Genomic DNA, 18987 nt, shown 5'->3' with positions numbered 1-18987 from the left:
CGGTTTCCGCTCAGATGGTCAGGGTCGCATCACTCCATGACGATCAAGTCCGCCGGACAGACCGGCGGCATTCGGCAAAGGAGCTTTGCCATGTCCAACACCTCTTCCACCAACACCTCTTCCATCCTGCGCATCGTCTGCGTCCAGGCCAACCCCACGGTCGGCGCGCTTCAGGGCAATTTCGACATCGTCCGCCGCCATCGCGCGCAGTATCGCGGCAAGGCCGACCTGCTGGTGTTCAGCGAGTGCTTCGGCAGCGGCTATCCGCTTCAGGATCTGGTGCTGCGTCCCGGCTTCCGGCGCGATTTCCGCGCGGCGCTCGACGCGCTGGCCGGGGAGATGCGGGGCGACGGCGGGCCGGCGGTGCTGGTCGGCGGTCCGCTCGACGGCGCCGCCCTGCCCTACAACGCTGCCTTTCTCATCGAGACCGACGGGTCGATGAAGATCGTTCTCAAGCACACGCTGCCGAACGACGAGGTCTATGACGAGAAGCGGGTCTTCGCCCCCGGGCCGCTGCCCTCGCCCGTCGATTTCCGCGGCTTCCGCCTGGGCATCGCCATCTGCGAGGATTTCTGGCACGGCAAGGTCGCCCAGGCACTGGCAGCCGAAGGAGCCGAGGTTCTGATCGTGCCGAACGGCTCGCATTTCAGGACCGGGAAGCAGGCGGTCCGGCTCGCCATCGGACGGCGCACGGTCAAGGCCACCGGCCTGCCGGTCCTCTACGTCAATCAGGTCGGCGGACAGGACAGTCTGGTGTTCGACGGCGGAAGCTATGTGATGGACCGGGCCGGGCTGGTGATCGCCCAGGCCGGATTCCGGGAGTGCGAATTCGACATCACGCTGGAGCGCGGCGAGGACGGCGGGGTCAATCTGCGGCGCGGCGACGTGCTCGGCATGCTGCCGAACGGCTACCCCGACGAGACCGAGGCGATGTATCAGGCGCTGGTGCTGGGCCTGCGAGACTATGTGGACAAGAACGGCTTTCCCGGCGTGGTGCTCGGCATGTCGGGCGGCATCGACAGCGCCCTGTCGGCCGCCGTCGCGGTGGACGCGCTGGGGGCCGGGCGCGTGCTGCCGGTGCGCATGCCGTCGCCCTACACCTCGGCGGAGAGCATGGAGGATGCCGAACGGGCCGCGACCTTGCTCGGAACCCGTCTGCTGACGGTGCCGATTGCACCCGCGATGGACGCCTTCGACAGTATGCTCGCCCCGGTCTTCGACGGCCTGCCGGTGCCTTCGACCGACACCACCTTCGAGAATGTGCAGGCACGGGCGCGCGGCATGACGCTGATGGCCCTGTCGAACCGGCTTGGGCTGATGGTGCTGAGCACCGGCAACAAGAGCGAGATGAGCGTGGGCTATGCGACCCTCTACGGCGACATGTGCGGCGGCTATTCGGTGCTGAAGGACGTCTACAAGACGGTGGTCTTCCGGCTGGCACGCTGGCGCAACACGCACAGGGCCGAAGGGCTGCTCGGCCCGCAGGGGGCGGTGATGCCGGACCGTATCATCGCCAAGCCGCCGAGCGCCGAACTGCGCGAGGGGCAGACGGACGAGCAGGCGCTTGGCGCCTACGAGCATCTGGACGCGGTGCTTGCCACCATGGTCGAGGGGCTGAACGGAGCGGACCGTGCCGCCGAACTGGCGGGCGCCGCCGTCGGCCAGCCGATCTCCACCGCCTATGCCGAGCGCATTGCCCGCATGACGGCGCGGGCGCAATACAAGCGCGACCAGAGCCCTCCGGGCGTCGTCGTCACCGAACGGACCTACGGGCCGGGCTGGCGTCTGCCGGTCACCAACCATTACGGGCTGTGACCCGGTCAGCGAGAACAGGAGGTTTCAGCCATGCTCGTCAATTTCAGCAGCCGCGCCCACAATCACAATTTCGCCACCGACTTCATCGTCCGGTCGCTGCTCGACACCGACTGGTACAAGCTGGCGATGCTGCAATTCATCTGGCGGCATTTCCGCGACGTGAAGGTCCGCTTCAGCCTGATCAACCGCACCCGCTCGGTGAAGCTGGCCCGGATCATCGACGAGGCGGAACTGCGCCGCCAGCTGGACAATGTGCGCTCGCTGCGTCTGAAGCGGTCCGAGGCGGTCTGGCTCCAGGGCAACACCTTCTATGGGCAGCGCGGGATCTTCCGGCCCGAGTTCGTCGCCTGGCTCGCCGACGACTTCGCCCTGCCCGACTACCGGCTGTCGGAGGAGGACGGCCAGTGGCGCCTGGATTTCGAAGGGTCGTGGGCGATGACGACGATGTGGGAGATCTACGCCCTCAGCGTCATCAACGAGCTGAAGACACGCGCCGCGCTCGCCAGCATGACCGAGACCGAGCTCGACATCCTCTACGCCCGCGCCAAGGTCCGTCTGTGGGACAAGATCGAGCGGTTGCGCCCGCTGGAGGATCTCAGCCTGTCGGATTTCGGCACGCGGCGGCGGCACAGCTTCCTCTGGCAGGAATATGTGGTGGAGACGATGGCGGCGGAACTCGGCCCGCGCTTCATCGGCACCTCCAACACCCACCTCGCCATGAAGCACGATCTGGAGGCCATCGGCACCAACGCGCACGAGCTGCCGACGACGGTCGCGGCGCTGGCGCGGACCGACGGCGAGCTGCGGGTGGCGCAGTACGATGTGCTGCGGCTGTGGCAGGAGACCTATGGCGGCGCGATGCTGGTGTTCCTGCCCGACACCTTCGGGTCGACCCAGTTCCTGAAGGATGCGCCGGACTGGGTGGCGGACTGGACCGGCATGCGGGTGGACAGCAAGGAGCCGGTGGCGGCCGGCGAGGAATACATCGCGTGGCTTGAGCGCCATGGCCGCGATCCCCGCGAGAAGCGCGTCCTGTTCAGCGACGGGTTGGATGTCGAGGACATCGTGACGCTTCACCAAACCTTCGGCGGCCGCATCCGCGACGGCTATGGCTGGGGCACGCTGCTGACCTCGGACTTCCGGAACTGTCACCCGCGCAACGGCCAGGGGCTCGATCCGCTGAGCCTCGTCTGCAAGGTGACGGCGGTCGAGGTGGACGGCGCCTGGAAGGGAGCGGTCAAGCTCAGCGACAATTACGAGAAGGCCACCGGGCCGGCCTCCGAAGTCGCCCGCTATCGTGCCATCTTCGGCACCGAGGGCGTCGCCAACGTCCCGGTGCTGGTCTGACACAGGGGAGAGACGCCATGACCGAGACCATTATCAGCCCCTCCATCGACCCCGCCGCTGCGTTGGAGTCCGTCGCCGCCGCCCTGCCGGTGCGCAGCACCGTCGTCTCGCTGACCGGCAAGCGGGTTGGGAAGCTCGACGTCGATCCGGTGAACGGGTTCGCCGCCATCGGCGGCGGCAATCTGGCGCCGCTGGTCGCCAATGCCCAGGTCACCCGCATGATCGCCGAGATCGACCGCACGAACCGGCAGTTCCTCTCGGCCGGCTATCCCATCGCGGTGTTCCTCGACACCCATGAGCCGGGCAAGCCCGAATACCCCTACCCGCCCCACTGCGAGGCCGGAACCGGCGAGGAGAATCTGGTCGAGGAGCTGTCCTGGCTGGACGGCACCCCCGGCGTCACGCTGATGCGCAAGGACTGCATCAACGGCGTGGTCGGGACGACCGACCTGACGACCGGCCAAAACCGGCTGTTCGACTGGATCGCCGCCAACGGCATCGAGACGCTGGTGGTGGACGGCATCTGCACCGACATCTGCGTGCTTCAGGCGGTGCAGGCCCTGCTGTCGGCGCGCAACCACGGCATGACCGGACCATTGCGCGAGGTCGTCGTGTATGAGCCGGGCTGCTCCACCTACGATCTGCCGCTCGCCACCGCCCGCAGCCTCGGCCTGCCCGACACCGCGGCCCACCCGCAGGCGGTCGCCCACCACATCGGGCTGTACCTGATGCAGGCGAGCGGCGCCATCATCGCTGACGGGCTTGTCTTCGGCGGCGCGTGACCGCAAACGCCGTCAGGGCGGCGCGATCAGGTGTGGGACGAAACGGCTGGTGTTGCCGGTGATCAGCGCGCGGTCCTCGCGGATGCCCAGACCGCAGGGCTTGTCGCCGGCCATCCAGACGCCGAAGACGGCGTGGTTGCCGTCGGCCTCCGCCAAGGGCGTGAAGGACTGGTACACCCAGCCTTCCTCGCCATAGGGTCCTTCGGTCTGGGCGATGGGCTGCCCGGCCGGAAAGCCGGCGGCGTCGAGGGTGGCGATGCTGACGTTGCTGCCCTCGCGGCCGAGCAGCGGCTTCGCCACCACCGTGGCTCCCGCCGGAAAGCCGGCGCGGTCGAGCGCGGTCTGCAGCAGGTTGGGATGGCCGGGGTTCAGCTCCCAAAGGAGGGCGAACAGCCCCTTCGACGCCATCACCATCTTCCAGGCCGGCTCGATCATCCGGATCCGCCCTTGCGTAGCGGCGGTCACCAGTTCGCGGCCGGTCTCCTCCCGGATCATCCAGTCCCAGGGATAGAGCTTCATCAGGTGCCGGATCGGCAGGCCGGCATCGTCCAGGAAACAGCCGGAAGCATCGTCGTAGCGGATCGCCTGAATCGGCATCGCCTTGGTGGTCATGCCGGCGCGCAGGGCCAGGGTCTGGAGATAGGCGATGGTCGCCTCGTCCTCCGGATGCGGCATCAGGCAGGCGAAATGCACCGCCTCGGCCTGCGATGCCAGCGCGGGAAAGGCCTGCATCCGCGCCTGCCAGCGCTCGACCAGGGCTTCCTCCAGGCTGTTGAACTGGTCGGCGTCGGGATGGACGTCCTGAAGCCAGCACCATTGGGCGACGGCGGTCTCGTAGAGCGAGGTCGGCGTTTCCGCATTCAGCTCCAGCGCCTTGGGCGGCCCGCCCTTGCCGTCCCAGGCGAAGTCGAAACGGGCATAGAGCGCCATGTCCCGCCCCTCACGCTCCGCCCAGCTCGTCTCGATGGCGGGAGCCGCCCAGCGGGGAAGTCCGACCGCCTCGTACAGGCCGCGCGTCACGACATGGCCGACCGCCTCCTCGCAGAGCCGGTAGACCTCTTCGGCGGCCTCCTCCAGCGTTTCGATTTCGGCGAGGGAGAAGCGCCAATAAGCGCTTTCATCCCAATAGGCCGTGCCGTCGGCATCGGTGTGGAAGGGAAAGCCGATCTCGTCGAGCTTGGCCTGCCACTGCGGGCGGGGGGCTGTGGTCACGCGTTCCATCGCCTCAACTCCCCGAGAAGCCGCGCGACGACCCGGTCGAACCGAACCCGGCGCTGCGCCCGCTCGTGGTGACCGTGAAGGATTTGCCCGAATTGCCCGAGCCCGGCCGGTAGTAGGAGCCGGAACTGGAGGCCACGCCCCCGCTGCCCTGACGGATTTCGTCCCGGCGCTGCGGCGGCAGCGGCGTCTCGGCGATCCGGGTGTTGCCGCTGCGGGCATAGCCCTGGCGGTCGAAATAGACCGGCTGGGCATAGCCACCGGTCAGGCTGCGGCCGATCATGAAGCCGACCAGCGCCGGAACGAAGATGCTGCCCGTGCCGCTCCCCACGCCCTCGTTGGCCGGAGTACAGGCACCGTCGCCCATCTCCGCCTCGCAGGCTTCCCGGCTGGAGAAACGGGGAGCACCGGCCAGATGCTCCTGGCGGGCAGCGGCAAAGGCCTCGGCGCAGTCGCTTGCCGGCTTCTCGGCGGTGCAGGCTTCAACGGAGGGATAGACGGTCGCCTCTTCAGGCCCGTCCTCGCCGCAGGCGAACAGGAGCGGGCTGATGCCGCCCAGCAGCAGGGCCGCCACGGTGCGCGAGCGCTTCATCGGAAAGCCTTTCCTCTGATCAATAGGTCAGCGAGCCGTAGTTCAGCAGCCCGACCGCTATGGACAGGCTGGCGAGCAGGATGCCGTAGGCGGTGCGGTCGGCCTCGACACCGGCGCGGAAATCCGGCAGCAGCACGCGTGAGCCGATGACGTAGACCAACAGCTGCGACACCAGTGCGATCACGCCCCACACCGCCAGATCGACGAGGCTGGTGGTGTGGGAGGCGACGCTCATCAACGGCAGGGCGAAGCCGATCATGGCGCCGCCCAGGGTCAGGGCCGCGGTCGTGTTCCCCTGCCGGACCAGGGCCAAGTCGCGATAGGGGGTGACGGCGGTGTAGGCCAGGATGAACAGCAGCAGGAACCCCAGCATCACGACGGCGAAGAGCAAATATGACGGAAGGGTTGTCAGAGACTGGAGAACCGGCGTCATATCTTCATCCAACGTTGCATCGCCACTTCCTAGCGTTGCATCGTTGAAGGGCGTTCGACAAGGACGGATCGGGATGGCGGGGGGCGAAGCGCCGCAGCTCATAGGTGGTATATCCATGAGCTGAGACAGCAATGTTGCACCCTATACTTTTTCGTCGTTGCGCCCGTGAAGTGGCCTCGTCACCTTGTGAGTGAACATTCATTCACATGGAGGCGTCATGTCCACCGACGTTCGCCACAGGGTCCGCGATGCCGCCATCGCGCTGTTCGCCCAGAAAGGGGTGAAGGCGACGACGGTCCGCGACATCGCCCGGTCCGCCGGGGTATCGGAGGGAGCGCTGTATCGCCACTGGCCGAGCAAGGAGGAGTTGGCGGCCGACCTGTTCGCGGCGGAATACACGGCCATGTCGCAGAGCCTGCGCGAGGCGGCGGGCCAGGGTCCGGCGCCGGAGCGGCTGCGGCGGGTCATCCATCACGCCTTCCATCTGGCGGAGGCTGCCCCCGACCGCACCCGCTTCCTTCTGCTGTCGCAGCATGAATCGCTGCCGCTGGTGCCGAGCGGCCAGGAAACGCCGGTCGACGTGATCTGCGGCATCGTCGCCGACGGGATTGCGGAGGGCAGCATCGTGCCGGCCGACCGCGATGCGCTGTCCCACATCGTCATCGGCGCCATCGTGCTGAACGTGCAGTCGCAGGTTTACGGCCGGCAGACGGCGCCGCTCTCCAGCCTCGCTGACCCGATTGCGGACGCGATCCTCACCGGCATCGCAACCCCCACCGCCCCCGCCACCGCCAGGACCGGAGCCGGACGATGAACGCATCATCCCTTCTCGCGTCGCGGCGCTTCCTGCCGCTGTTCCTCGCCCAGTTCCTCGGCGCCTTCGGCGACAATGTCCTGCGCGGCGCCATCGCGGTGCTGGCGGTCTATGGCGTGTCCGGCGATGGCGTACTCAGCGGAGCGATGATCTCGACCCTGGCGGCGGGCGCTTTCACCCTGCCTTTCCTGCTGCTGTCCGCCAGTGCCGGCCAACTGGCCGACCGTTATGACCGCACGGTGATCGCCCGCATCGTCAAGCTGGCGGAAATCGGGCTGATGGCGCTGGCCTCCTGGGGCATCGTCGCCGCCGACCTGCCGGTCCTGATCGTCGCGCTGGTAGGCATGGGCGCCCATTCGACGCTGTTCGGGCCGGTCAAGTACGGCCTGCTGCCCGACCTGCTCCACCCCTCCGAACTGACCGCCGCCAACGGTCTGGTCGAGGCCGGAACCTTCGTCGCCATCCTGCTGGGCACCATCGCCGGCGGCTCGCTTGCCCTGCTCCATCCCTGGGCAGTGCCGGGCATGCTGGGCGCTTCCGCGCTGCTGGGTCTGGCCGCGTCGCTGTTCATCCCGCGCGCCGGCAATGCCGATCCGGCGGTGGCTGTCGGGCTCAACCCGCTGGCGGTGACGGTGCGCGTGCTGCGCTCGGTCGCCGGTGACCGGGCGTCGATGCGGGCGATCCATGGCATCTCGGTGTTCTGGGGCGTCGGTGCGGTGGTGATGGCGCAATTCCCGTCCATCGCCCGCGAGACGCTGGGGACGGACAGCGGCGGCGCCACCCTGCTGCTGGCGGTGTTCGCCATCGGCGTGGCCGCCGGCTCGGTGTTCGCCGGCCTCAGCCACCGTACCCCGTCCACCGCCGATGCCGGCCGCGCCGCGCTGGCCGGTCTGGTCGCCGCCCTGGCCGGCGCCGTCCTGCCTCTGCTGACCCCGGCCGCCCCGGCTTTGGTACCGCTGTCGCCGATGGCCCTGCTGGCCCAGCCCTGGGCGCTGCCGCTGCTGGCCGACCTCTTCGTCATCGCCGCCGCCGGGGGGGCCTTCGCCGTTCCGCTCTATGCGCTGATCCAGCATCGGGCGGCGCCGGGGGCCCGTGCCCGCGTCATCGCCGCCGCCTATGTGGTCAATGCGCTCTACATGGTGGCCGGTTCGGCCGTCGCCGCCGGGATGCTGGCGCTGGGAGCCTCGCCGCTGACGGTCGCCTCGGTGGGCGGCGCCAGCATGGCGGTTGCCGTCGTGATGGCGCTCGCCGTCGATGCGCAGGCGCTGATGCGCGCCGTCTTCCGCGGCCTGTTCCGGCTGGCCTTCCGTGTCGAGGTCCGCGGGGCGGAGCATCTGACGAATCTCGACGGCGCCGCCGTGGTGACGCCGAACCACCAGTCCTTTCTGGACGGCGCTCTGCTCGCCGCCTTCCTGCCGGGCATGCGCTTCGCGGTCGACACCCACATCGCCAAACACCCGCTGGTCAAGCCGTTCCTGGCAATCGCCGACCATGTCACCATCGATCCGACCAACCCGCTCGGCACCCGGATCCTGGCCCGCGCGCTCGACCAGGGCGACAAGGTCTGCGTCTTCCCGGAGGGGCGGATCACCGTCACCGGGTCGCTGATGAAGATCAACGGCGGCCCCGGCATGCTGGCCGACAAGGCGCGCTGCCCGGTGGTGCCGGTCTGCATCGAAGGTGCCCAGCGCTCGGTTTTGTCGCGGATGAAGGGCCGGCTGCGGCTCGGCCTGTTCCCGCACATCACCATCACCGTGCTGCCGCCGGTGACGACCCCGGATGTCGGCGGTCCAGGGGGCGGTCTGGTCGGCAAGAAGCGGCGCGCCGCCCTGAAATCCTGGCTGTCGCGCGTGATGACGGAAAGCGTCTTCGCCGCCCGGCCGCGGCAGGAGACGCTGATGCTGGCCCTGCTCGACGCCCGGGCCAAGGCCGGGGCGCGGGAAGAGGCCGTGCAGGACGGTGATTTCTCCACCCTGTCCTACCGTGCGCTGGCGGCCCGCGCCCTGGTGCTCGGCCGCATCCTGACGCGCGGCACGGAAGCGGGCGAGCCGGTGGGCGTGCTGCTGCCGACCGCCTCGCCGACGGCGGCGGTGTTCTTCGGCCTCGCCGCCCATGGCCGGCCGGCCGCCATGCTGAACTTCACCGCCGGGCCGGACGCGGTGAAGGCCGCCTGCCGGGCCGCCGGGGTGCGCCGGATCGTCACGTCCGCCCAGTTCATCGAGAAGGCCCGCCTCGGCGCGCTGGTCGAGGCGCTGGCCGCCGACCACGCCATCATCCATCTGGAAGAGGTCAAGCGCGGGCTGCGGCTGGGCGACAAGCTGCGCGCCCTGGCGGCGCTGCTGGCACCGGAACGGCTGCTTCCGCCGCAGGGAAACAGCGACGACATCGCCGCCATCCTCTTCACCTCCGGGTCGGAGGGGCCGCCCAAGGGGGTGGCGCTCAGCCACGGCAACCTGCTCGCCAACATGGCGCAGGTGGCGTCGGTGGTGGATTTCAACCGGCAGGACGTGGTGTTCAACTGCCTGCCCGTCTTCCACTCCTTCGGCCTGACCGGTGGCATGCTGCTGCCGATCCTCAACGGCGTGAAGACAGTGCTCTACCCCAACCCGCGCCATGTCCGGCTGATCCCGGAACTGGTCTACCAGACCAACGCCACCGTCCTGTTCGGCACCGACTTCTTCCTGAATGCCTGGGCGCGGTCGGCCGACCCCTACGACTACCGCTCGCTGCGCCTCGTCTTCGCCGGGGCCGAGCGGCTTCAGGACGAGACGCGGCGCGTCTACACCGAACGGCTGCGCGTCCATCTGCTGGAGGGCTACGGCACCACCGAGACCGCGCCGGTGATCGCCGTCAACACCCCGGCCCGCTTCCGTCCCGGCAGCGTCGGGCAGGCCCTGCCCGGCATCGAGACCGAACTGGTGCCGGTGCCCGGCGTCGATGCCGGCGGGCGGCTGCGGGTGCGCGGGCCGAACGTGATGAAGGGGTACCTGCACGCCGACCGTCCCGGCGTGATCCAGCCGCCGCAGGATGGCTGGCACGACACCGGCGACATCGTCGAGATCGACGCCGACGGCTTCATCCGCATCGTCGGGCGGGTCAAGCGCTTCGCCAAGGTGGCGGGCGAGATGATCCCGCTCGGCCTCGTCGAAGAACTGGCGAGCCTCGCCGACCCGGACGCCACGCATGCCGCCGTCGCCCTGCCCGATGCCAAGCGCGGCGAGCGGATCGTGCTGGCGACCACCGGCGCCACGCTGACCCGCGATGCGCTGGTCGCCGCCGCACGGGCCAGGGGAGCGCCCGAGATCGCCATTCCGCGCGACATCCTGCGCATCGACGCCGTCCCGCTGCTGGGCACCGGCAAGACCGATTATCCGGCCGTGACGCGGTTCGCCGCGGCGGCCGCAGCCAAGGAGCCTGCATGATGGAGACCTCCGCAACCGCCGAAAAAACTGCCGCCGCCAAGCCGGCCGCCGACCGCCGCCCCATCGCCACCCGGTCGGCCCGCTGGGCGCAACGGTTGGCGGCGTGGCTGACCACGACGCCGGTGACCCCCAACCAGATCTCGCTGCTGTCGGCGGTGTGGGCGGCGATCGGCGGCGCCCTTCTGCTCCAGGGCGGCGTGCTGGCCTGGATCGGCGCCGCGCTGTGCGTCCAGTTGCGCCTCGTGTGCAACCTGCTCGACGGCATGGTCGCGGTCGAGGGCGGCAAGGGGTCGCCGGTCGGCGCGCTCTACAACGAGATTCCCGACCGTGTCGCCGACACCGCCTTCCTGGTGCCGCTGGGCTATGCCGCCGGCCTGCCCTGGCTCGGCTGGGCGGCGGCGCTGGCCGCCATGATGACCGCCTATGTCCGCACCTTCGGCGGCGCCCTGGGGCTGGCGCAGGATTTCGGCGGCGTGATGGCCAAGCAGCGCCGCATGGCCGCCCTCACCGTCGCCCTGCTCGCCCAGGCGGTCGAGCATGCGCTGTGGGGCACGCGCTACAGCCTGCTCGCAGCGGCCTGGATCATCACGGCCGGCAGCCTGCTGACCGTCGCGACGCGCACGCTCGGCATCGCCCGCCGCCTGAATGCCCAACATCTGGAAGCCCTCAAGCCGGAGGTCCGGTCATGATCCCCCTGTTCCAACCGGCGCTCCGCCACGGTCTTCTCGGGCTGACCCGCCTGCTGGTCGGCGCCCGCGCAAGCTGGGAGGGCAGCGCCCCCGCCGACGTCCCGCGCATCTATTTCGCCAACCACACCAGCCACCTCGACACGCTGGCCGTCATGGCGGCCCTGCCGGCGAAGCTGCGGGTGCGCACCCATCCGGTGGCGGCGCTCGACTATTGGGGCGGTTCGGCCCTGCGCCGTGCGGTGGCGGTGGGCTGCCTGAACGCGCTGCTGGTCGACCGCACCGGCAAGGCGACGGCGGAGGTGATGGACGCCATGGCGGCGGTGCTGGAAAGCGGTCAGTCGCTGATCCTCTTCCCCGAAGGCACGCGCGGCGACGGCACCGTGGCGCCGTTCAAGAGCGGGCTTTACCACCTTTCCCAACGGGTGCCGGCGGCGGAACTGGTTCCCGTCTTTATCGAGAATTTGCACCGCGTGATGCCGAAGGGCATGCCTCTGCTGGTGCCGCTGATCTGCACCATGCGCTTCGGCGCGCCGCTGCAAGGAATCGAGGGCGAGGACAAGGCGGCATTTCTGGGACGGGCGCGCGACGCGCTGGTGTCGCTGTCCCGGCCCACCTCCCAGCCCAATTCCCAACCAGCCTCCCAACCTTCCGACCAACGGACCGCCCGATGAGCAGCGTGATCAACTCAGTGATGACTGTCTTCACGACCACCGATCCGCTGTTCCTCTGGCTGTCGGGCGCCGCCCTCGGCCTGCTGGTCGTCGCCACACTGATCGGCGCCGTCCTGGCCTATCGGGTGAAGACGCCGGCCGGGCGCGACACGGTGCGCAACCTGAACGCCCGCATCCGGTCCTGGTGGGTGATGGTGGCGCTGTTCGCCGCGGCGATGCTGCTGGGCAGCGGGGTGACGCTGGTGCTGTTCGCCCTGCTCTCCTATATGGCGCTGCGCGAGTTCATCACGCTGACGCCCACCCGGCGCGGCGACCATGCCGGGCTGTTCCTGTCCTTCTTCGTGGTCGTGCCGCTGCAATACTGGCTGGTCGGGATCGGCTGGTACGGGCTGTTCTCGATCTTCATCCCGGTCTATGTGTTCATGGCGCTGCCGTCGCTGTCGGTGCTGGGCGCCGACACCACCGACTTCCTGACCCGCACCGCCAAGGCGCAGTGGGGCCTGATGCTGGCGGTCTACTGCACCAGCCATGCGCCGGCCCTGCTGTGGCTCGACATCCCCGGCTACAGCCTGCCCCCCGCCCTGCTGCTGCTGTACCTGATGACGGTGGCGCAGCTGAGCGACGTCTTCCAGTATGTGTTCGGCAAGCTGTGGGGCAAGACGCGGCTGTCGCCCGGCATCAGCCCGTCCAAGACGGTGGAGGGGCTGGTCGGCGGCGGGCTGACCGCCGTTGCAATCGGCACCGGCCTGCACGTCATCACTCCCTTCACGCCGCTCCAGGCGGCGGGGATGTCGCTGATCATCGTCATCGCCGGTTTCTTCGGCGGCTTCGTCCTGTCGGCGATGAAGCGCGATCTTGGCGTCAAGGATTGGGGCACGATGATCGAAGGGCATGGCGGCGTCCTCGACCGTCTCGATTCCGTCGTGTTCTCCGCGCCGCTGTTCTTCCATCTCACGCGTTACTGGTTCACCTGACCGACAGCGTCCGCAGTCCAGACACACGAACGCCCCGGCTCCTGCGAACCGGGGCGTTCGTGCAATCACGCACCGAACAAGTCTCAGGCGGCACGGATTTCCGCCAGGAACGCATCGAGTTCGCGTTTCAGCAAGGCCGCATCGGTCGCCAGCGTGTCCGCGGACTGCTTGACCTGACCGGCCGCCACCCCGCTCTCCCGCTCGGCCTTCTGGATGTCGACCACGCTGTGCGAGACCTCGTTGGTGCCGAGGGCGGCCTGCTGGGCGTTGCGGCTGATTTCGTCGGTCGCCGCACTCTGCTGCTCGACCGAAGCGGCCATCTCGGCAGCCGACTGGTCGATCTGCTCCACCTGGCCGATGATGCCGCGCATCGCCTCCACGGTCCGGTCCGACGCCGCCTTCACGGTGCCGATCTGTTGGCCGATCTGCTCGGTCATCGCATGGGTCTGGCTCGCCAGATTCTTGACCTCGCTGGCGACCACGGCGAATCCCTTGCCCGCTTCGCCGGCGCGCGCCGCCTCGATGGTCGCGTTCAGCGCCAGCAGATTGGTCTGGGAGGCGACGGCGTTGATCGACGCGACGACCTGATCGACCTGCTCGATGGCGGTGGACAGCGCATCCAGATGGCCGCGCGCCTGCTCCGCCCGCTCGGCGGTCACCTTGGACCGCTGGGCCGCCTGCACCACCCGTCCCGACAGGCCGCGGATCGCCGTCGACATCTCCTCCGCGGCGGAGGCGACGGCCTGCACATTGACCGACGCCTGCTCCGAGGCCGACGCCACCGACGTGCAGTCCTGCTCGGCCTTGCGGACCGCGCCGGACAGCTGCGAGGCGGTTTGCTGGAAGCCGCTGGCCGACAGGCCGAGCTGGTCGACGATGCGGCCGACCCGGCTTTCGAACCGGTTCGCCAGATCGACCACCGCCGCCCGCTTTTCCGCGTCCGCCTGGGCAGCGGCGCTGCGGCGCTCCTGCTCCATCTGGCGATTGCGCAGGATGTTCTCCTTGAAGACCTCAAGCGTGCGCGCCATGCCGCCGATCTCGTCCCGCCGCCCACGCTCGGGCACCTCGGCCTCCAGATCATGGTCGGCAAGGCGCAGCATGACGCCATGCACGCGCGACAGCGGACGCGTCACGCTGCGGGCGACCGCCCAGCCCAGCAGAAGGGCCAGCGCCGACAGCCCGGCGACCACCAGCCCGAACACGGTCATCATGCCGACGAAGGCCGAGCGCAAATCGTCGGTATAGACGCCGGTGCCGATCACCCAGTCCCACGGCTCGAAATGGACGGAGTAGGCGAGCTTCTCATAGGTCGGCCCCTTGGGATCGCTGGGACGCGGCCATTCGTAGGTCACGAACTCCGGCACCGGCGTCAGGGCGCCGCGCACCGCCTCGCGGATGACGTAGACGCCGTTGCGGTCGCGGATCTCGGCACCGCTCTTGCCGATCAGCGCCGGGTTGGCGTGCATGACGTTGACGATCTGCGAGGTCCAGATCCACAGATACTCCCCGTCGGCGTAGCGCATGGCGCCGATCGCCGTTTTGGCGCGGTCCTTGGCGTCCTCCTCGCTCATCACACCGTCCTGCGCCAGCTTGTGGAAGCGGGCGGCGATGCTGCCGCCGCTCTCGGCGATGAAGCGGACGCTGTTCATCCGCTGCTCGACCAGCGCACGGTTGACGAAATGGCCGCCGACCGCCGCCACCAGCCCGGCGGCGATGATCGACAGCGACGCGAGGAATCCGATTCGCCACCGCAACGGCAGCTCCGACAAACGCATGATTGTGTTTCCCTCTTTCCGGCCCGCTTCCGGGGGCCGGACCGACGTTACGAGCCGCGGCCCGCACCGGCGACGATGCTGGTCACCGCTTCGACGGTGCCCTGGTCTGCGGAATGGACCCGGTTCACCTCGTTGAACGCGGCGATCTGGGCATGACTGACATGGCTGAAATGCTCCGCCGCCCGCAGGGCGAGGGCCTGCCCGTCAGAGGCGTCGGCGACCGCGATGTGGAGGGTGACGGACACTTCGATAATCTCTGCCATACTACTTTCCTTCAAAAGGGTACAAATGGTCGCGGAGCCGCCGCCATGTGGTGGTATCGGCGGCTCCGCATGTCTCGCTTGGATCAGGCGCGCTCGACGCAGAGGGCGACGCCCATGCCGCCGCCGATGCACAGGGTGGCGAGGCCCTTGCGGGCGTCGCGCCGGCCCATCTCATGCAGCAGGCTGACCAGAATGCGGGCCCCCGACGCACCGATGGGATGGCCGAGCGCGATGGCGCCGCCATTCACGTTGACCCGGCCCTCGTCCCAGCCCATGCCGGCATTGACCGCCAGCGCCTGCGCCGCGAAAGCCTCGTTGGCCTCGATCAGGTCGAGGTCGTCCACCGACCAGCCGGCCTTCTGCAAGGCCAGCTTCGAGGCCGGGATCGGCCCGGTGCCCATGATGCTGGGATCGACGCCGGCCGTCGCCCAGGAGGCGATGCGCGCCAGCGGAGTCAGCCCGCGTCGGGCGGCGTTCTCCGCCGTCATCAGCACCAGCGCGGCGGCTCCGTCATTGAGGCCGGAGGCGTTGCCGGCAGTCACCGTGCCGTCCTTGGCGAAGGCCGGGCGCAGCTTGGCCAGCGCCTCCAGCGTCGTGCCGTGCTTGGGATACTCGTCGCTGTCGACGATGGTGTCTCCCTTGCGGCCCTTGATGGTCACCGGCACGATCTCGTCCCGGAAGCGGCCGGCCTTCTGCGCGGCCTCCGCCTTCTGCTGCGAGGCCAGCGCGAAACGGTCCTGCCGCTCGCGGCTCAGGTCCCAGGCGCGGGCGACATTCTCGGCGGTGGTGCCCATGTGGTAATTGTGGAAGGCCTCCCACAGCCCGTCCCGGATCATGCTGTCGAGCATCTCGGCCGTGCCCATCTTGGTGCCGTTGCGCAGATGCATGAGGTGGGGCGACAGGCTCATGTTCTCCTGGCCGCCGACCACCATCACCTCGGCGTCGCCGGTGCGGATGGCCTGCCAGCCGAGCGCCACCGCGCGCAGGCCCGACCCGCAGACCTGATTGATGCCGAAGGCGGTCTTCTCGACCGGGATGCCGGCCTTGACCGCGGCCTGACGGGCGGGGTTCTGGCCCTGGCCGGCGGTCAGCACCTGGCCCAGGATTACCTCGGACACCTCGGCGGCGTCGGTGTGGGCGCGCGACAGCGCCTCGCGGATCGCAGCGGCGCCGAGTTCATGGGCGGGGACGGACGCCAGCGCGCCGTTGAAGCTGCCGATGGCGGTGCGGACCGCGCTGGCGATGACGATCTCGGTCATGGAGGACTCCTCCGGAACAATTTTGTCTTGCAGGAAGGAAGGCCGCCGCGTCCATCCGTGGAGCGCGGCGGCCGATTGGTCGTTGATGGTCAGAAGTAGAGGCCGATCAGGAAGATGGGCAGCGTGATGACCAGGGCCGTCGCGCAGTAGCCCATGATGTCGCGCACCCCCAGCCCGGCGATGGCGAGCGCCGGCAGCGCCCAGAAGGGCTGCGCCATGTTCATCCACTCCTCGCCATAGGCGATGGCCATCGCCGCCTTGCCGAGATCGACGCCGAGCTGCTGGGCGGCCGGCATGATGAACGGACCCTGGACCACCCAATGGCCGCCGCCCGACGGGACGGCGAAGTTGATCAGGCCCGACGACAGGAAGGCGAGGACCGGGAAGGTTTCCTTGTTGGCGATGTCGACGAACAGGTTGGTGATCAGACCGCCCAGGCCGGAATGCTCCATCATGATCTGGATGCCGGCATAGAAGGGGAACTGCACCATGATGCCGGCGGTGCCGCGGGCGGCGTTGGCGACGGCGCGGGCATAGGCCATTGGCGTGCCGTGCAGGATCAGGCCGGCCACCAGCATGATCAGGTTGACCGTGTTGATGTTGAGGTCGAAGCCCTTGGCCTGGAAGTGCAGGAACAGGTAGCCGATGCCGAGTGCGGCGACGACGAAGCCAAGGATGCGGCTCTCCTCCAGCTTTTCAGCCGGGCTGGCGTCGGGGCCGAGGACGCGCTTGGTCGAGGGTTCCGGCTTCAGCAGAGCGGGATCGACCGCCACCACTTCATGCGGCTTCGGGTGCATCATCCAGCAGATCAGCGGCAGGACGACGATCAGCGCCAGCGTGATGCCGACATTGTAGGTGGTGAAGATGGTGTCGGAGATCGGGATCAGGCCGACCGTCTTCTCCATCGGGTTGCCCTTGGTCGCGGCGACCAGCGGAACCGAGGCGGAGAAGCCGCCGTGCCACGTCATGAAGCCGATATAGGCCGAGGCGATCAGCAGCCGGTAGTCGGATTTCGGCACGCGGCGGGCCACCTCGCGGGCGAACATGGCGCCGACGACGAGGCCGAAGCCCCAGTTGACGACGTTGGTTACCGCGGCGGCGAAGCAGACCAGCATAACGCCCTGGGCCGGCGTCCTGGCGATGGAGGCCACCCGGCCCATGACGTTGCGTACCGGCTCGGAGCTGGCGAGCGCATGGCCGGTGACCAGCACCAGCGCCATCTGCATCGAGAAGGCCAGCAGGTTCCAGAAGCCGTTGCCCCACATGCGCACCAGATCGACCGGCCCGCTCGGCGTCAGCCACCAGGCGAAGCCGAAGGTCAGCACGGTCAGGATGATGGCGAAGATCAGCGGGTCGGGCAGATAGCGGCTGACCAGCCAGGTCAGCGCACGGGAAATCGGCGTGATCGGGTTGAAGCGGGCGCTGGTCTCCGGCGCCGGCGGGGGGGCTGTGGTGACGCTCATGGCGGGTCTCCGGCACGAGGGGGGCCGTTCCCGCGCCGCCGGCTGCACGGCCGGACGGCGCGGGGAGGACGGTTCCCCCCAACGATCAAAATGGACCGATGCGTGGATGGCGGCGGTCAGACGGCGACCGGCATGGTCGGCACGGCGGACGGGACGATCAGCTCGGCCCCGGTCTGGGCCAGCACGTCGGCGACCGTGACGCCGGGTGCCACTTCCCGCAGCACCAGCCCCTTGTCCGTCGGCTCGATCACCGCCAGTTCGGTGACGATCAGGTCGACCCGCCGGACCGAGGTCAGCGGCAGTTCGCAGCGCTTGACGATCTTGGGCGTGCCCTTGGCGCTGTGCTGCATGGCGACGATCACCCGCTTGGCGCCGGAGACCAGATCCATCGCACCGCCCATGCCGGGCACCATCTTGCCGGGCACCATCCAGTTGGCGAGCCGCCCCTCCTCGTCGATCTGGAGGCCGCCCAGCACAGTGACGTCGAGATGCCCGCCGCGGATCAGGCCGAAGGACATCGCGCTGTCGAAGGACGCGGCCCCCGGAACGGCACCGATGGGGCTGCCGCCGGCATCGCTCAGATCCTCGTTCTCCGCTCCCGGTTCGGGGACCGGGGCCATGCCGACGATGCCGTTCTCCGACTGGAAGAAGACGTTGACGCCGGCCGGCAGGTGGGCGGCGACCATGGTGGGCAGGCCGATGCCGAGATTCACCAGGTTGCCCGGCCGCAGTTCCAGCGCGACGCGCTTGGCGATCAGGGTTTTCTCATCCATGGCGACGCTCCTTGGCGACCAGGCAGTCGACCAGCACATTCGGGGTGACGACGCTGTCGGGCGGAATGACGCCCACCGGCACGATGTCCTCGGCCTCGGCGATCACCGTTTCGGCGGCCATCGCCATCAGCGGGTTGAAGTTGCGCGCCGTCAGCGCGTATTCGAGATTCCCCAGATAATCGGCCCGCTTGGCGGCGATCAGGGCGAAATCGGCCTTCAGCGCCGTCTCCAGCAGATAGACCGTGCCGTCCAGCTCGATGCGCTGCTTGCCCTCCTCGACCACCGTGCCGACACCGGTGGGGGTCAGCACGCCGCCCAGCCCGAAGCCGCCGGCGCGCACCCGTTCGGCCAGCGTGCCCTGCGGCACCAACTCGACCACCGTCTCGCCGGCGATCATCTGGCGCTGGGTCTCGGAATTGGTGCCGATGTGGCTGGCGATCACCTTGCGCACCGCCTTCGCCGAAACCAGCCGGCCGATCCCCACGGTGGGGCGGGCGGTGTCGTTGGCGATGACCGTCAGGTCGCGCTTGCCCTGGCGGAGCAGTTCATCGATCAGGTGGGGCGGCGTGCCGACCCCCATGAATCCCCCAATCATCAGAACCGCGCCATCGGGAATCATGGCAACGGCCTCTTCCAGCTTTCGCACTTTACTCATTCGACGTCTCCCTTGGACGTCGGGGTGCGACGGATCGATTTC

Annotated in this window: 17 protein-coding genes; 8 read left to right on the top strand and 9 right to left on the bottom strand. The window is 68.9% G+C overall.

Annotated features, from left to right (window positions below; translation table 11 throughout):
- Positions 1-90 precede the first annotated feature (90 nt).
- Genes GBZ48_RS20050 through GBZ48_RS20040 form a run of 3 tightly spaced genes read left to right on the top strand, consistent with a single transcriptional unit; the run spans position 91 to position 3944 of the window.
- On the top strand, positions 91-1815 hold the full coding sequence (locus tag GBZ48_RS20050) for an NAD+ synthase (protein ID WP_174472614.1): 1725 nt from the start codon (positions 91-93) through the stop codon (positions 1813-1815).
- A gap of 30 nt (positions 1816-1845) precedes the next feature.
- Positions 1846-3162, top strand: a complete 1317-nt coding sequence (locus GBZ48_RS20045; RefSeq protein WP_174472613.1) for a nicotinate phosphoribosyltransferase — start codon at positions 1846-1848, stop codon at positions 3160-3162.
- Positions 3163-3179: 17 nt separating this feature from the next.
- Positions 3180-3944 carry an isochorismatase family protein gene (locus GBZ48_RS20040; protein ID WP_174472612.1) on the top strand — a complete coding sequence of 255 codons (765 nt, stop codon included), beginning with the start codon at positions 3180-3182 and terminating at the stop codon, positions 3942-3944.
- A 12-nt stretch (positions 3945-3956) separates the two neighbouring features.
- Here the strand turns inward: GBZ48_RS20040 and GBZ48_RS20035 are convergent, their stop codons facing one another.
- The 3 genes from GBZ48_RS20035 to GBZ48_RS20025 are packed head-to-tail and all read right to left on the bottom strand — an operon-like array spanning position 3957 to position 6187.
- Positions 3957-5165, bottom strand: a complete 1209-nt coding sequence (locus GBZ48_RS20035) for a glutathionylspermidine synthase family protein (protein WP_174472611.1) — start codon at positions 5163-5165, stop codon at positions 3957-3959.
- A gap of 4 nt (positions 5166-5169) precedes the next feature.
- A complete protein-coding gene (locus GBZ48_RS20030; RefSeq protein ID WP_174472610.1) occupies positions 5170-5754 on the bottom strand; it encodes a DUF1190 domain-containing protein in 585 nt (194 codons plus the stop codon).
- Positions 5755-5773: 19 nt separating this feature from the next.
- Positions 5774-6187, bottom strand: a complete 414-nt coding sequence (locus GBZ48_RS20025) for a DUF350 domain-containing protein (RefSeq protein ID WP_174472609.1) — start codon at positions 6185-6187, stop codon at positions 5774-5776.
- A 217-nt stretch (positions 6188-6404) separates the two neighbouring features.
- Between GBZ48_RS20025 and GBZ48_RS20020 the strand changes: the two genes are divergently transcribed.
- The 5 genes from GBZ48_RS20020 to GBZ48_RS20000 are packed head-to-tail and all read left to right on the top strand — an operon-like array spanning position 6405 to position 12757.
- On the top strand, positions 6405-7001 hold the full coding sequence (locus GBZ48_RS20020) for a TetR/AcrR family transcriptional regulator (protein WP_174472608.1): 597 nt from the start codon (positions 6405-6407) through the stop codon (positions 6999-7001).
- Positions 6998-10423: an acyl-[ACP]--phospholipid O-acyltransferase gene (locus GBZ48_RS20015; RefSeq protein ID WP_174472607.1), complete on the top strand. Its 3426-nt coding sequence runs from the start codon at positions 6998-7000 to the stop codon at positions 10421-10423. The genes GBZ48_RS20020 and GBZ48_RS20015 overlap by 4 nt, the downstream gene beginning before the upstream one ends.
- Positions 10420-11112, top strand: a complete 693-nt coding sequence (locus tag GBZ48_RS20010) for a CDP-alcohol phosphatidyltransferase family protein (protein ID WP_174472606.1) — start codon at positions 10420-10422, stop codon at positions 11110-11112. Before GBZ48_RS20015 ends, GBZ48_RS20010 begins: the two co-directional genes overlap by 4 nt.
- Positions 11109-11783 (top strand): lysophospholipid acyltransferase family protein, encoded by a 675-nt coding sequence (locus GBZ48_RS20005; protein WP_174472605.1) that lies wholly within the window; start codon positions 11109-11111, stop codon positions 11781-11783. The genes GBZ48_RS20010 and GBZ48_RS20005 overlap by 4 nt, the downstream gene beginning before the upstream one ends.
- Positions 11780-12757: a phosphatidate cytidylyltransferase gene (locus tag GBZ48_RS20000; RefSeq protein ID WP_211105820.1), complete on the top strand. Its 978-nt coding sequence runs from the start codon at positions 11780-11782 to the stop codon at positions 12755-12757. The genes GBZ48_RS20005 and GBZ48_RS20000 overlap by 4 nt, the downstream gene beginning before the upstream one ends.
- Before the next feature lie 83 nt (positions 12758-12840).
- Here the strand turns inward: GBZ48_RS20000 and GBZ48_RS19995 are convergent, their stop codons facing one another.
- The 6 genes from GBZ48_RS19995 to GBZ48_RS19970 all read right to left on the bottom strand — a co-directional run bounded on the left by GBZ48_RS19995 (position 12841) and on the right by GBZ48_RS19970 (position 18945).
- Positions 12841-14532 carry a methyl-accepting chemotaxis protein gene (locus GBZ48_RS19995; RefSeq protein WP_174472604.1) on the bottom strand — a complete coding sequence of 564 codons (1692 nt, stop codon included), beginning with the start codon at positions 14530-14532 and terminating at the stop codon, positions 12841-12843.
- Positions 14533-14579: 47 nt separating this feature from the next.
- Positions 14580-14795 carry a hypothetical protein gene (locus GBZ48_RS19990; protein WP_174472603.1) on the bottom strand — a complete coding sequence of 72 codons (216 nt, stop codon included), beginning with the start codon at positions 14793-14795 and terminating at the stop codon, positions 14580-14582.
- A gap of 83 nt (positions 14796-14878) precedes the next feature.
- Positions 14879-16054: an acetyl-CoA C-acetyltransferase gene (locus GBZ48_RS19985; protein WP_174472602.1), complete on the bottom strand. Its 1176-nt coding sequence runs from the start codon at positions 16052-16054 to the stop codon at positions 14879-14881.
- A gap of 89 nt (positions 16055-16143) precedes the next feature.
- The gene (locus GBZ48_RS19980) at positions 16144-17517 is read right to left on the bottom strand and encodes a TIGR00366 family protein (RefSeq protein WP_174472601.1); all 1374 of its coding nucleotides are present in this window, start codon (positions 17515-17517) and stop codon (positions 16144-16146) included.
- 116 nt (positions 17518-17633) lie between these two features.
- A complete protein-coding gene (locus tag GBZ48_RS19975) occupies positions 17634-18290 on the bottom strand; it encodes a 3-oxoacid CoA-transferase subunit B (protein ID WP_174472600.1) in 657 nt (218 codons plus the stop codon).
- On the bottom strand, positions 18283-18945 hold the full coding sequence (locus GBZ48_RS19970) for a CoA transferase subunit A (RefSeq protein ID WP_174472599.1): 663 nt from the start codon (positions 18943-18945) through the stop codon (positions 18283-18285). The genes GBZ48_RS19975 and GBZ48_RS19970 overlap by 8 nt, the downstream gene beginning before the upstream one ends.
- Between the last annotated feature and the right edge of the window lie 42 nt (positions 18946-18987).

Origin of the sequence: Azospirillum melinis, assembly GCF_013340935.1 — a bacterium.
Taxonomy (GTDB): Bacteria; Pseudomonadota; Alphaproteobacteria; order Azospirillales; family Azospirillaceae; genus Azospirillum; species Azospirillum melinis.
The sequence above is the reverse complement of the archived record's forward strand: the minus strand, read 5'-3'. Positions and strand labels throughout refer to the sequence as shown.

Coding starts and splice junctions, on each gene's coding strand:
- GBZ48_RS20050 (WP_174472614.1), top strand. CDS start 91: ATGTCCAACACCTCTTCCACCAACACCTCTTCCATCCTGCGCATCGTC.
- GBZ48_RS20045 (WP_174472613.1), top strand. CDS start 1,846: ATGCTCGTCAATTTCAGCAGCCGCGCCCACAATCACAATTTCGCCACC.
- GBZ48_RS20040 (WP_174472612.1), top strand. CDS start 3,180: ATGACCGAGACCATTATCAGCCCCTCCATCGACCCCGCCGCTGCGTTG.
- GBZ48_RS20035 (WP_174472611.1), bottom strand. CDS start 5,165: ATGGAACGCGTGACCACAGCCCCCCGCCCGCAGTGGCAGGCCAAGCTC.
- GBZ48_RS20030 (WP_174472610.1), bottom strand. CDS start 5,754: ATGAAGCGCTCGCGCACCGTGGCGGCCCTGCTGCTGGGCGGCATCAGC.
- GBZ48_RS20025 (WP_174472609.1), bottom strand. CDS start 6,187: ATGACGCCGGTTCTCCAGTCTCTGACAACCCTTCCGTCATATTTGCTC.
- GBZ48_RS20020 (WP_174472608.1), top strand. CDS start 6,405: ATGTCCACCGACGTTCGCCACAGGGTCCGCGATGCCGCCATCGCGCTG.
- GBZ48_RS20015 (WP_174472607.1), top strand. CDS start 6,998: ATGAACGCATCATCCCTTCTCGCGTCGCGGCGCTTCCTGCCGCTGTTC.
- GBZ48_RS20010 (WP_174472606.1), top strand. CDS start 10,420: ATGATGGAGACCTCCGCAACCGCCGAAAAAACTGCCGCCGCCAAGCCG.
- GBZ48_RS20005 (WP_174472605.1), top strand. CDS start 11,109: ATGATCCCCCTGTTCCAACCGGCGCTCCGCCACGGTCTTCTCGGGCTG.
- GBZ48_RS20000 (WP_211105820.1), top strand. CDS start 11,780: ATGAGCAGCGTGATCAACTCAGTGATGACTGTCTTCACGACCACCGAT.
- GBZ48_RS19995 (WP_174472604.1), bottom strand. CDS start 14,532: ATGCGTTTGTCGGAGCTGCCGTTGCGGTGGCGAATCGGATTCCTCGCG.
- GBZ48_RS19990 (WP_174472603.1), bottom strand. CDS start 14,795: ATGGCAGAGATTATCGAAGTGTCCGTCACCCTCCACATCGCGGTCGCC.
- GBZ48_RS19985 (WP_174472602.1), bottom strand. CDS start 16,054: ATGACCGAGATCGTCATCGCCAGCGCGGTCCGCACCGCCATCGGCAGC.
- GBZ48_RS19980 (WP_174472601.1), bottom strand. CDS start 17,517: ATGAGCGTCACCACAGCCCCCCCGCCGGCGCCGGAGACCAGCGCCCGC.
- GBZ48_RS19975 (WP_174472600.1), bottom strand. CDS start 18,290: ATGGATGAGAAAACCCTGATCGCCAAGCGCGTCGCGCTGGAACTGCGG.
- GBZ48_RS19970 (WP_174472599.1), bottom strand. CDS start 18,945: ATGAGTAAAGTGCGAAAGCTGGAAGAGGCCGTTGCCATGATTCCCGAT.